At 55.4% G+C, this 13,085-nt stretch carries 11 protein-coding genes and 1 other annotated feature; of the genes, 3 read left to right on the top strand and 8 right to left on the bottom strand.

The window, feature by feature from the left end; all coding sequences use genetic code 11:
- Positions 1-221: 221 nt before the first annotated feature.
- Positions 222-821, top strand: a complete 600-nt coding sequence (satP, locus tag AC1RKG_RS15995) for an acetate uptake transporter (protein WP_493183474.1) — start codon at positions 222-224, stop codon at positions 819-821.
- Positions 822-872: 51 nt separating this feature from the next.
- Here the strand turns inward: satP and AC1RKG_RS15990 are convergent, their stop codons facing one another.
- The 3 genes from AC1RKG_RS15990 to tal form a co-directional block, all read right to left on the bottom strand.
- Entirely contained in the window at positions 873-2,180 is a 1,308-nt protein-coding gene (locus tag AC1RKG_RS15990) for an MFS transporter (RefSeq protein ID WP_046374548.1), read from the bottom strand.
- Positions 2,181-2,303: 123 nt separating this feature from the next.
- Positions 2,304-2,891 (bottom strand): molybdopterin adenylyltransferase, encoded by a 588-nt coding sequence (mog, locus tag AC1RKG_RS15985; RefSeq protein ID WP_020825144.1) that lies wholly within the window; start codon positions 2,889-2,891, stop codon positions 2,304-2,306.
- Between the two features lie 150 nt (positions 2,892-3,041).
- Positions 3,042-3,995: a transaldolase gene (gene tal, locus AC1RKG_RS15980; RefSeq protein WP_020825143.1), complete on the bottom strand. Its 954-nt coding sequence runs from the start codon at positions 3,993-3,995 to the stop codon at positions 3,042-3,044.
- Between the two features lie 381 nt (positions 3,996-4,376).
- Here tal and AC1RKG_RS15975 point away from each other — a divergent pair, with 381 nt between their 5' ends.
- Positions 4,377-5,801, top strand: a complete 1,425-nt coding sequence (locus AC1RKG_RS15975) for an alanine/glycine:cation symporter family protein (RefSeq protein WP_122077097.1) — start codon at positions 4,377-4,379, stop codon at positions 5,799-5,801.
- Between the two features lie 105 nt (positions 5,802-5,906).
- Positions 5,907-6,680 (top strand): peroxide stress protein YaaA, encoded by a 774-nt coding sequence (yaaA, locus tag AC1RKG_RS15970; RefSeq protein ID WP_020825141.1) that lies wholly within the window; start codon positions 5,907-5,909, stop codon positions 6,678-6,680.
- Positions 6,681-6,742: 62 nt separating this feature from the next.
- Here yaaA and thrC read toward each other — a convergent pair whose 3' ends face one another.
- The 5 genes from thrC to AC1RKG_RS15945 all read right to left on the bottom strand — a co-directional run bounded on the left by thrC (position 6,743) and on the right by AC1RKG_RS15945 (position 12,476).
- Positions 6,743-8,032 carry a threonine synthase gene (thrC, locus tag AC1RKG_RS15965; RefSeq protein WP_020825140.1) on the bottom strand — a complete coding sequence of 430 codons (1,290 nt, stop codon included), beginning with the start codon at positions 8,030-8,032 and terminating at the stop codon, positions 6,743-6,745.
- Between the two features lie 3 nt (positions 8,033-8,035).
- Positions 8,036-8,965: a homoserine kinase gene (gene thrB / locus AC1RKG_RS15960; protein ID WP_020825139.1), complete on the bottom strand. Its 930-nt coding sequence runs from the start codon at positions 8,963-8,965 to the stop codon at positions 8,036-8,038.
- A 1-nt stretch (position 8,966) separates the two neighbouring features.
- The gene (thrA, locus tag AC1RKG_RS15955; protein WP_493183473.1) at positions 8,967-11,426 is read right to left on the bottom strand and encodes a bifunctional aspartate kinase/homoserine dehydrogenase I; all 2,460 of its coding nucleotides are present in this window, start codon (positions 11,424-11,426) and stop codon (positions 8,967-8,969) included.
- A gap of 25 nt (positions 11,427-11,451) precedes the next feature.
- Positions 11,452-11,570 (bottom strand) — a sequence feature (Thr leader region).
- Complete coding sequence (gene thrL, locus AC1RKG_RS15950; RefSeq protein WP_071998276.1) at positions 11,509-11,577, bottom strand: thr operon leader peptide; 69 nt, start codon at positions 11,575-11,577, stop codon at positions 11,509-11,511. Its footprint overlaps the feature before it by 62 nt.
- Before the next feature lie 212 nt (positions 11,578-11,789).
- Positions 11,790-12,476 carry a tRNA/rRNA methyltransferase gene (locus AC1RKG_RS15945; RefSeq protein WP_493183472.1) on the bottom strand — a complete coding sequence of 229 codons (687 nt, stop codon included), beginning with the start codon at positions 12,474-12,476 and terminating at the stop codon, positions 11,790-11,792.
- Between the last annotated feature and the right edge of the window lie 609 nt (positions 12,477-13,085).

Below are 13,085 nucleotides of genomic sequence, written 5' to 3'. Positions count from 1 at the left end.
CAGCAACTGCGGTTGCAAATAAGATGGGGCCATACAATCCAGCATCAAGGGGCAGGGCAAAAAAAAATTCGTTTTTATCGTCACTCAGATCATTGTTTCCTGTTCTGGGGATCATTATGATGCCGCGCGCTCTGATGGAAGTTATAGGTTTTTCGGCCATTCAGACCATTTATGAATTTACCTATCCATTTTCGTTAAAATTCTGTTATCGCAGAGGACATATGCACACCAACAAGTTGGCGAATCCCGGCCCTCTCGGCCTGATGGGCTTCGGGATGACCACCGTCTTGCTGAACCTGCACAACGCGGGCTTTTTCCCATTGAACTCTTCCATCATCAGCATGGGGATTTTCTTCGGTGGACTGGCCCAGATTATGGCTGGCCTGCTGGAATACAAGAAAGGCAATACCTTCGGCATGACGGCCTTTATCTCTTACGGCAGCTTCTGGCTGAGCCTGGTCGGGCTGCTGCTGCTGCCACGCCTGGGCCTGGCTGAACCGACCGACGCCAGCGTGCTGGGGATCTATCTGGCACTGTGGGGCGTCTTCACCCTGTTCATGTTCTTCGGCACTCTGCGCGGCAACCGCGTGCTGCAGTTCGTGTTCGGCAGCCTGACGCTGCTGTTCGCCCTGCTGGCCGTCGGTAACATCACCGGCAACCCTGCGCTGCTGAAATTTGCCGGCTACGAAGGCATCATCTGCGGTGCCAGCGCTATCTACCTGGCTATGGCGGAAGTGCTCAACGAGCAGTTTGGCCGTACGGTGCTGCCGATTGGCGAACCCAGCGTCAACAATGTAGAACCTATCCGGGCAGTGGCATAAGCGTCATTGACCTGAAATGAAAAGCCCTGCGGTTGATTGCAGGGCTTTTTTTTAGCTGTAAGAACCGGCGCGTTGCGCCTTGGTTTCGCTATTCAGATCGCGATGGAGGTAAATCCCCAGCAGCAGTCCTATCCCCGACAACGCCAATACGTAGTAAGCGGGTGCTAACGGGGTTAACTTCATGATCAACGTCACAAATATTGGGGTTAAACCCCCAAAAATAGCGTATGCGACATTATATGAGAACGAAATACCGGTAAATCGCACTTCCGCCGGGAAAGCCCGCACCATCACATAGGGTACAGCGCCCACCACGCCCACGCTGAAGCCTACCAGCGCATAGCAGGCGAACAGCATTTCCGGGTGTTCTCCCACCGTCCGATAAAATAGCCAACTGCAGCCGGCCAACAGCAAACTGCCAACGATAAAGGTCTTGCTGGCACCGAAGCGATCCGCCGCCAAACCGGCGGTAATGCAGCCAGCAATCAGCATGATGGTGGCAATGCTGTTCGCCTGCAGCGACAGCGCCGGGGCAATGCCAAATTGCTTTTGCAAGTAAGTCGGGGTCATCAGGATCACCACCACGATACCGGCGGACAGCAGCCAGGTCAGCAGCATCGACACCACCACTTCCTTGCGATGGTTAAGCACCACGGATTTCAGCGGCAGCTCCTCCGCCAGGGCTTTGCGCGCCTGCATCTCGATGAAAATTGGCGTTTCCTGCAACCAGCGGCGCAGGTACATCGCCACCAGGCCGAAAATGCCGCCCAGCAGGAAAGGAATGCGCCAGCCCCCCTCGGCGATGGTCTGTTGGCTGAGCGTAGTGTTGATCACCGTCGCCACCAACGAGCCCAGCAAGATACCGACCGTCAGACCGGCGGTCAGGGTACCGCAGGCAAAACCAATGCGGCGGCGCGGCACGTGTTCGGCAACAAACACCCAGGCCCCCGGCACTTCACCACCAATCGCTGCACCCTGCAGCACGCGCATCAGCAGCAGCAAGAGCGGCGCGGCAATACCGATGCTGGCGTAGGTCGGTAACAGGCCCATGCCCAGCGTCGGTAGCGCCATCAGCAGAATGCTCAGGCTGAACATCTTCTTACGGCCGACCAAATCGCCGAAGTGTGCCATGACGATGCCGCCCAACGGGCGGGCCAGGTAACCGGCGGCAAAGATGCCGAAGGTTTGCACCTGACGCAGCCATTCAGGCATATCCGCCGGGAAGAAGAGTTCGCCCATCACCGCAGCAAAGAAGACGAAAATGATGAAGTCGTAGAACTCCAGCGCTCCGCCCAGGGCAGCTAATGTCAGAGTTTTGTAGTCTTGCCGGTTTAACCGGCGATTATTATCGTGAGGCATAGGGTACCGTCAGAGGAGACTGTTAAAATAAAAGCCAGCGGCTTCTGTAAACGAATCCTTACTATAACGGCAAAATATTTTCACACCAGAACGCTTGGGGCTTATCTCACATTACGCTGAAATTTAGAGGTTTATCTCGCGACGCGCATTCTTCGGCCTAAATGCTGCTACCACTTCGGCCTGAGTTTCCACATAAGGCCCCTCGAGCAACTGAATGCAGTACGGCACGCTGGCGAAGATACCATGCACCACCACCTTGCCCTGTTCGTCCTTGACCCCTTCCAGCGTTTCCTTGATTGACTTCGGTTGTCCCGGCAGGTTGATGATCAGCGCCTGCTTGCGGATCGCCCCCACCTGGCGTGAAAGAATTGCCGTTGGCACATAGTGTAGGCTGATTTGACGCATTTGCTCGCCGAAGCCAGGCATCACGCGATCGGCGATCGCCAGCGTGGCGTCTGGGGTCACGTCACGTCGCGCCGGCCCGGTACCGCCGGTCGTCAGCACCAGATGGCAGCCCATTTCATCCACCAGCTCACACAGGGTTTGCTCGATTAACGTTTGCTCATCGGGGATCAAGCGGGTTTCCAGTTTGAACGGCGTGGCCAGCGCGTCGGTCAGCCACGCTTCCAAAGCCGGTATGCCTTTGTCCTGGTAAACGCCGCCGGAAGCGCGGTCAGAAACTGAAACCAAACCAATACGTAATATGTCCATGCGTAACCTCTACAGCCTAATGGGGTTCGAGCGGGTTCGCTTCCCGCCCTGTTATTCATCCCGAGAGTATAAGGTGTCTGCCCGTGCCGGGGATCTGCGGGCATAAAAAAAGGCGGCCTAAGCCACCTTTTTCTGCGCTGACTGCCTGAATTACAGCAGATCGGCGATCATTTTTTCCAGCTTGCCCTGGTCTACGGCAAACTTGCGGATACCGTCGGTCAGTTTCTCAACCGCCATTGGATCCTGGTTGTGCTGCCAGTAGAACTCAGGCTCGGTCAGCGCCGCAGGACGCGCTTTCACTTCGCCGGTGTAAGCCAGTTTACGCTCCAGGGAACCTTCGCTCTCTGCCAGCTCTTTCAGCAGTGCAGGGGCGATGGTCAGACGGTCACAGCCAGCCAGTTCGATGATTTCACCGACGTTACGGAAGCTGGCGCCCATCACCACGGTTTTGTAACCGTGCTCTTTGTAATACTGGTAGATCTCGGTAACGGAAACCACACCTGGATCTTCGTTTGGCGCGAACTCTTTCTTGTCGCCGTTGGCTTTGTACCAGTCGAGGATACGACCAACAAACGGAGAGATCAGGTACACGCCAGCTTCGGCACAGGCACGCGCCTGAGCGAAGGAGAACAGCAGCGTCAGGTTACAGTTGATGCCTTCTTTCTCCAACTGCTCTGCCGCGCGGATGCCCTGCCAGGTAGAAGCCAGTTTGATCAGGATGCGGTCGTTACTGATGCCGGCATCGTTGTACAGCTTGATCAGGCGCTTGGCCTTGGCAACGCTGGCCACGGTATCGTAGGACAGACGTGCGTCCACTTCGGTAGAGATACGGCCAGGAACCAGCTTAAGGATTTCCAGACCGATGTTGACGGCCAGCTTGTCGGCGGCGTCGGCGATCTGCTGTTCGCGATCGCTGCTCTGCTCACGCGCCCAGGCAATAGCTTCGTCAATCAGTTTGCGGTATTCAGGAATTTGGGCTGCATTGAGGATCAGCGAAGGGTTGGTTGTAGCATCTTGCGGTTGATACAGCTTCATTGCCGCGATATCGCCCGTATCTGCAACCACGGTAGTGAGTTGGCGCAGGGAAGTTAATTTATCGGTCATGTTGGCATTATCTCATCGTTTGTGCATGAACTTTTGGCATCGTTCAACCATGCCCTGCCCTGATAATAACATGCGCAAGGCCCGGTGCAAGGCTGGAAAATCGCGGCCCGGCGGCGCTGGTTTTATCCTTGAGCGAGCAACCGTTTACGCTCGTATCTTTCGTCATTCCCGAGCTGAAGAAAAGGCAATAACGTGCTATCGATTGAATAAATTATGTTAAATTCGCGAAAATTGATGCAATAGGGCCAGTGATCTGAGAAAAATCTCAATTGCTCGGAACCCGACTGGTTTCAGCTAAGCTCTTGTAAAAATTCAATCAATATATCTTCACCCGCGGTGGATGCGGCGCGGTGCACAAAAAATAACAACAAGGAGGGATCCGTGACGGACCTGATGAATTTTATAAATAATATTTTGTGGGGTTCGGTACTGATTTATTTACTGCTTGGCGCAGGCATTTATTTTACCCTGCGTACCCGCTTTATCCAGGTCCGCCATTTCAGCCATATGTTCTCCGTGCTCAAGCACAGCAACAAAAGCGACAGCGCGGGCATCTCCTCTTTTCAAGCTTTATGCACCACCCTTGCCGCGCGCGTAGGCACCGGTAATCTGACTGGCGTGGCTATTGCCCTTACCGCAGGCGGCCCCGGGGCCATCTTCTGGATGTGGGTGGTGGCGTTCATCGGCATGGCCACTTCCTTTGTCGAAAGCAGCCTGGCGCAGCTCTACAAAACCAAAGACGATCAGGGTAACTTCCGCGGCGGGCCAGCTTACTATATGGAAAAAGGGCTGGGCATGCGCTGGATGGGCGTGCTGTTCTCCATCTTCCTGATCGTAGCCTTCGGATTAGTGTTCAATGCCGTGCAGGCCAATTCCATTGCCCAGGCCTCCGCCGTTGCCTTCAACGTGAAGCCTCTGTATATCGGTATCGGTCTGGTCGTACTGAGCGGTCTGGTCATCTTCGGCGGTATCCGCTCGGTTGCCCGCGTGGCTGAATGGGTGGTGCCACTGATGGCTGCGGCTTATCTACTGCTGGCATTCTGGGTGATTGGCCAGAATATCGAGCATATGCCGGCAATCTTGTCGCTGGTGTTCAAGAGCGCCTTCGGGCTGCAGGAAGCAGCGGCAGGTGCCGTCGGCTATGGTATTTCGCAGGCAATGACCCAGGGCGTTCAGCGTGGCCTGTTTTCCAACGAGGCCGGTATGGGTTCCGCGCCCAACGCGGCGGCTTCCGCCTCCCCTTACCCGCCGCACCCTGCGTCTCAGGGCTACGTGCAGATGCTCGGTGTCTTTATCGATACCATCGTGATTTGCAGCGCGACCGCCGCGATCATCCTGTCGTCCGGCGTACTGGATCAGCCGGTAGCCAATGTCAGCGGTATCGACATGACTCAGCGAGCCTTGTCCGCCGCCGTCGGCAGTTGGGGATCTCCCTTTGTTGCCATTGCCATTTTCTTTTTCGCCTTTACCTCGATCATCGCCAACTATGCCTACGCCGAAAGTAATCTGGTGTTCCTCGAGCGCAACCACCCGGCCGGCCTGCTGGTTTTCCGCTGCGCCGCACTGGGCATGGTGATGTTTGGTGCGCTGGCTGAATTGCCGGTTGTCTGGAAAATGGCTGACACCTCAATGGCGTTAATGGCCATCACCAACCTGACGGCGATCCTGCTACTGTCAAAAGTGGCGCTGAAACTGGCCGACGATTATCACCGCCAGCGTACGCTGGGCAAATTGCCGACTTTCGACGCCAACCGCTTCCCTGAACTGAAATCTCAGTTGGAACCCGGCGTATGGGATAAAAACTGAGTTTTTACGGGCGCGTCTGGCACGCGCCCTGCCTATCAGACCCATTGACCCTTTTTCCCGCGCTTTTTGCTACAGTACCCCTTCTTGGATAAACAGGATCTGGCCATGCTCGTTATTATTTCACCTGCAAAAACCCTTGATTACGAAAGCCCATTGGCGACAGAACGCTTCACTCAGCCGGAACTGCTGGACAAATCTAAGCAGCTGATCAAAATCTGCCGCGAGCTGACGCCGGTACAAATCTCCAAACTGATGGGCATCAGCGACAAACTGGCCGGGTTGAACGCCGCTCGCTTTGGCGACTGGCAGCCAAAGTTCACCCCAGACAATGCTCGCCAGGCCCTGCTGGCTTTCAAAGGCGACGTCTATACCGGTTTGCACGCACAGGACTTCAGCGAGGGCGATTTTGACTTTGCCCAGCAGCATCTGCGCATGCTGTCCGGGTTGTACGGCGTGCTGCGCCCGCTCGATCTGATGATGCCTTACCGTCTGGAGATGGGTATCAAACTGGAGAACGCCAAGGGCAAGGATTTGTACAGCTTCTGGGGCGAGCAGATCACCAAAAAGCTTAACGAAGCGCTGGAGCAACAGGGCGACGACGTGGTGGTCAACCTGGCTTCCGACGAATACTTCAAATCGGTGAAGCCGGCCAAACTGCACGGCACGCTGATTAAACCGGTGTTCCTCGACGAGAAGAACGGCAAATACAAAGTGATCAGCTTCTACGCCAAGAAGGCGCGTGGATTGATGAGCCGCTATATCATCAAGAATCGCCTGACGCAGCGCGAACAACTGCTTGGTTTCAACCTGGAAGGTTACGCCTTCGATGAAGCCGACTCCAAAGGCAACGAACTGGTGTTCAAACGCCCCGAGCAGTAATCCGCCACGCCCATAAAAAAGCCGTCGCAATGACGGCTTTTCGCTTTATGCCTCCAGCGGGATCAGGCAGGCAAGGCCATCAGGAACTTACGCAGTTCGCCAAAGCTGGCCGGCAGATTGTGGGACAACAGCGGCAAATCGGCGCGCAGCGCCAGCGCCTTGGGCAGTGGCAGCTCCTGACCGAGAATTTCCTCTACGCTCTCTTTGAACTTGGCCGGATGCGCAGTACCGAGGAACAAGCCAAACTCCCCTTCCTTCAATTGGTCACGCAACGCGCGATAAGCGATTGCCGCATGCGGCTCAGAAAGGTAGCCCAGTTGCGCCAGCTCACGCATGCTGTCCTTGGTGGTTTCGTCACTCACCGTTGCGTGCCCCAGTTCTTTCAACTGCCAGATCTTGCGACGGAACAGCTCTTCTACGCGCGGCCAGTTATTCGGCTGGCTGACGTCCATCGCATTCGACAACGTTGCCACCGTGGCGTGTGGCTGCCACTGACCATTCGTCAGGAAGCGCGGCACGGTATCGTTGGCATTGGTCGCGGCGATAAAACGCTTCACCGGCAGCCCCAGTGATTTGGCCAACAAGCCGGCGGTCAGATCGCCGAAGTTACCGCTTGGCACCGAAATCACCAGTTGATTACGTGCTTCCTGCGGCAGTTGCGCTACCGCTTCGAAGTAGTAGCAAATCTGCGCCAGCAGGCGGCTGATATTGATCGAGTTGGCCGAGTTCAGGTGCAGCGCTTCTTTCAGCTCCTGATCGTCAAACGCCTGCTTGACCAGGGCCTGGCAAGCATCGAAGTCGCCATCAATCGCCACGGTGTGAATGTTACCGCCCAGGGTGCAGAACAGTTTTTCCTGCAACGGGCTGATTTTGCCCTGCGGGTAAAGGATCACCACGCGAACATTCTTCAGGCCGTAGAAAGCATGTGCCACCGCCGCGCCGGTATCGCCGGAAGTCGCCGTCAGGATAGTCACCGGCTGATCGCCTGCCACTTCCGCCAGCATTTGCGCCATAAAGCGGCCGCCGAAGTCTTTAAAGGCCAGCGTCGGGCCGTGGAACAGCTCCAGGCACGCAATATCGTCTTCCACTTGCGCCACCGGCGCCGGGAATTCAAAGGCCGCCGCTACGCGCTTATGCAGAGCCTCTTCGGAAACTTCATCGCCAATAAACGCCGACAGGATGCGGCTGCTGCGGGTGACAAAATCCTGCTCCAGCAGATGATCGATTTCGGTCAATTCAAATTCCGGCAGTTCCAGCGGGAAAAACAGCCCTTGCTGTTTGCCCAGGCCTTGTTTGATCGCCTGCGCGAAGCTGACCTGCTCGTTGTGATCCTTAAGGTTGTACAGTTTCATGCGTTATCCCAGTAGTCGTGCGCCTGCGGTATCCAGACGGCAAATATGAACAAAACCTTCGTCGTTTTGCAGATAGTGATTAGTCAGCCAATCGGCCATGCGTTGAGCCGTAGCGCCATCATCACAGACGGCGAACAGCGTCGGGCCGGAGCCGGAAATACCGCAAGCCAGCGCACCTATATCCTGCGCAGCTTTACGCGCATCGGCAAAGCCCGGCAGCAGGCGAGTGCGGTACGGCTCGGCAATCACGTCCTGCATCAGTTTGGCGGCCAAACGCGGCTGTTGGGTGTGGCAGGCATGAATAAAGCCCGCCAGATAGCGACCGTGACTGACACAGTCCTGACGACGATACTGCGCGGGTAAAATCGCGCGCGCTTCGGCGGTGGACACCTTGATGCCCGGATAGGCCATCACCCACAGCCAGTCTTTAAAGCATGGCACTTCCTGGCTGATGAAGCCTTCTTCTTCCAGCATCAGTTGCAAGCCGCCAAGGTAGCAAGGCGCCACGTTGTCGTAATGCACGCTGCCGGAGATGCGGCCTTCCAGCTCGCCCATCAGGCTCAGCAGGGTCATTTTATCCAGCGGACGGTTGCAGAATTCATTCATCGCCATCAGCCCGGCAACCACCGAGCAGGCGCTGGAACCCAATCCTGAACCGATCGGCATGTTTTTCTCCAGCCGCATCGCCACCGGGATCTCACGGCCGATCTCCTGACAGAAACGCTGCCAGCACTGATAAACGATATTCTCTTTTGGATCGTCCGGCAGTTTGCTGACGAAGCGACCGGCGTTCTGAAGGCTGAACGTGGCGGCAGCCTCGACGCTGACGCAGTCGCCCAGCAAGGTACCGTCGATCGGTGACACCGCTGCACCCAGAACGTCAAAGCCGACGCTTACGTTGCCAATTGAGGCCGGCGCATACACCTTAACCATATTAAACTCCCAACTTCCATGACAGTGTGCGCAACAGATCGGCGAAGACCCCTGCTGCAGTCACATCGTTACCGGCACCGTAGCCACGCAGTACCAACGGCAACGGCTGATAGTAACGGCTGTAGAAAGCCAAGGCGTTCTCGCCGTTCTTCACTTTATACAACGGATCGTTGCCATCTACCGCATCTATGCGAACCTGACAGCGGCCATTTTCAATGACGCCGACGTAGCGCAGCACCTTGCCCTGCTCAGCGGCGTTGGCCACATTGCGAGCATACTCTTTATCCAGTTCCGGCAGGCGCGCCATAAAGGTTTCCACATCCCCGGAGGCGTCAAAGGAAGGCGGCAGCGCCGACTCGACCTCAATATCTTCCAGTTCCAGTTTGTACCCCGCTTCACGGGCCAGGATCAGCAGCTTGCGGGCCACGTCCATACCGGAAAGGTCGTCACGTGGATCCGGCTCGGTATATCCTTTGGCCTTGGCCTCCAGGGTCGCCGCCGACAGCGACATGCCCTCGTCCAGTTTGCCGAAAATAAACGACAGCGAACCGGACAGGATGCCGGAGAAACGCGTCAGCTCATCACCGGCGTTCAGCAGGTTTTGCAGGTTTTCGATCACCGGCAAGCCCGCGCCGACGTTGGTGTCATACAGAAACTTGCGGCGCGAACCGGCCGCGGCGGTGCGCAACTGTTGGTAGTAGTTCATCGACGAGGTGTTGGCCTTTTTATTCGGCGTCACCACGTGGAATCCATCCGCCAGGAAGTCCGCGTATTGATCGGCAACCGCCTGGCTGGAGGTGCAGTCGACAATCACCGGGTTCAGCAGGTGGTACTCCTTCACCAAACGAATCAAACGCCCCAGGTTGAACGGCTCTTGCGCGCCGGCCAGCTCATCACGCCAGCTTTCAAGCTGAATGCCGTGAATGTTGGTCAACATGGCACGCGAATTGGCAATGCCGCACACCCGCAGATCGATATGCTTTTGTTTCAGCCAAGGTTGCTGACGGTAAATCTGCTCGATCAACGCGCCGCCCACGCCACCAACGCCGATGACAAACACTTCAATCACCTGATCGGTATTGAACAACATCTGATGGCAAACGCGCACCCCGGTGGTCGCGGAATCATTGCTGACCACCACCGAGATGGAGCGTTCAGAAGAGCCCTGAGCAATAGCGACAATGTTGATATTGGCGCGAGCCAGCGCAGAGAAGAAGCTGGCCGAAATGCCGCGCAGGGTACGCATGCCGTCGCCGACCACCGAGATGATCGCCAACTGTTCCATTACGTCCAGCGGCTCCAGCAGACCGTCTTTCAATTCAAGATAGAACTCGTCTTCCAGCGCCCGACGCGCACGTTGCAGTTCGCTCTGCGGCACGCAGAAACTGATGCTGTATTCAGAGGACGACTGGGTGATCAGCACCACAGAGATGCCGGCGCGCGACATTACGGCAAATACCCGCGCCGCCATGCCGACCATGCCTTTCATCCCCGGACCGGAGACGTTGATCATCGCCATATTGTTCAGGTTGGTGATGCCCTTCACCGGCGTATCAGAATCCAGATTTTCGCCGCCAATCAGCGTGCCTGGTGCCTGTGGATTAGCGGTGTTTTTGATCAGGCAGGGGATTTGGAACTGAGCGATGGGGGCAATGGTGCGGGGGTGGAGAACGCTGGCGCCGAAATAGGAAAGCTCCATGGCTTCCTGGTACGACATCGATTTCAACAGCCTGGCATCCGGCACGGTGCGTGGGTCACAGGTATAAACGCCGTCAACGTCGGTCCAGATCTCGCAACAGTCGGCGCGCAAACAGGCAGCCAGCACCGCGGCAGAGTAGTCGGAACCGTTACGGCCCAGCACCACCAATTCGCCCTTGTCGTTGCCGGCGGTGAAACCGGCCATCAGCACAATGTGATCCGCCGGGATGGCCGATGCGGCGATACGCAATGTGGATTCTGCGATATCTACCGTGGACTCCAGGTAATGCCCCTGCGCCAGCAGTTTCTCAACCGGGTTAATCACCGTGACCGGGAAACCTTTGGCACGAAACACCCCTTCCATGATGGCGATGGAGAGCTTCTCGCCGCGGCAGATAATGGCCGCATTCACGCTGTCCGGGCACTGTCCAAGCAACGCAACGCCATGCAGTACCTGCTTGAGCTGGGCGAACTCCTGATCGACAAACGTCTTGAGGCGATCGTACTCAAAGCCGGGCAACGCCTGCGCCAGCCCGCTCAGCAGCTCGGCGAAGATGCGCTCTGCATCGCTCATATTTGGCAGAATGTCTTGCCCCGCTACCGTTTTTTCAATCATTGCCACCAGGTGGTTAGTGATTTTAGCCGGAGCGGACAAGACCGTGGCCACCTGTCCCTGACGTGCATTACTTTCCATGATGTCGGCAACGCGCAGAAAACGTTCTGCATTCGCTACCGAGGTTCCGCCAAATTTCAGCACTCGCATTTCTTGTCTCTCCCGAATTTAAGCCGAAAAAAAAGCCCGCACTGGTTAGGTGCGGGCTTTTTTCTTTTGTTTCCTGTACGCGTCAGCCCGCCCCGTTACCTGTGGTATCGGTGGTGGTAATAATTGTTGTGTTCAGGCTGATGTTTCGCATTTTTTCTGTCTGTCTCATTAAATACTCTGTCCCCTCTATTGGTTAAAGCAATCGCTATCCCAAGTCAAATTATTTCTTGTTTTTGCTTATTTATCGTACAGCAGGCTAACCGGGCGATGCGAGAGATGAAAAGCCAGATGACAGAACAAAAAGACAGGCAGGCGGCAGATTTGCAGTGGATCACACTGCAAAATTAGCCATGTTTACGGGTATCACTTTGTCAGTTTTTTTTCGATATCGTGCAACAAAGTATGCAGCATCGCCGTGTCCCGCTGTTGCAGAACACCAAGGCGTTGATGCAGCCAGTCGCGCAATTTTTGATCGTCACTGACCTCCAGCGCCGCCAATAATCCCTCGGCGCGATGACGTAATGCCTTGAGTTGCCCCTCGTTGGCTACCGGCTCTTGTGGCGCACTGACGTTCATCAGCTCTGACAGTTGATAACAGTACACCATCACCGCCTGACCGAGATTGAGCGAAGGGTAATCCGCCTGCATAGGTACGCCGGTCAGCAAATCCGCCAGTTCCAGCTCCTCATTGGTCAGGCCGGAATCTTCACGGCCAAACACCAACGCCGCCTGGTTCACCCACTGGCTGCGCTCACTCAGTTGGCCTAACAGCTGCTGCGGCGTACAGTAATAATGAAAACGCGCCCGGCTGCGGGCCGTGGTGGCCACGGTGAAATCTACGTCCGCCAGTGCCTGTTCCAGCGTGGCAAAAGTTTGCACGCCGTCGAGGATATCCCCCGCCCCGTGAGCAACCCAACGCGCCGCCGGCTGCAGGTGCGCTTCGCTGTCGACAATGCGCAACGAAGTAAAGCCCATGGTTTTCATTGCCCGCGCCGCAGCGCCGACGTTTTCCGGCCGTGCCGGAGCCACTAAAACAATATGCAGCTGCATCAATACTCCACTGAATAAGGGATCGCAGGTTTTTGACTGTTCAGGATACTCTGATTATATTTACAAGTGTGCAACAATAATCCCGCGCACCGCGATAGACAGGGGTAAATGCGCTATTGGCCTTATAAATGGCACGGAATACATATTATTACTTCTTATGATTTACTACTCTTATTAATCAAGGTGTTAATATAACTGCTTTATCAATAAGCCGTTAATTCTACCTCATTAGGCACAACAATGCTGAATCGTACACAGAATTTATGGTTCTGTGACTTAAGCTGGCATTTCTGTAAGTGTTTTTCACAAAACTGTTAACGTGCTACAATTGAATTTGATATATGTCAACAAAGCTTAGTTTTGTTGGGTGATGAATTCGGTACGCACTGTTATATTGCTGTTAATAGGGTTAGGATATGCGCCGTTTTGGCACCTTTGGGGATGTAAGGAATAGCACCCCCACCAAGCTAGCGATCTTGTTGACATGAGATGGAAAGTGCATCAAGAACGAGTTTACGTACTGTAGTCATTTGGTAAGAGGGAACGTGAGCGCTAATCTCTGCCCTCCGCTAAGAAAACAAAGACTTCTGTACTTCCTATTTTCTATTT

This window comes from Serratia sp. GW822-FHT06D09, assembly GCF_058799515.1.
Note: the sequence above shows the minus strand (reverse complement) of the source record. Positions and strands in the feature narration are given on the sequence as shown.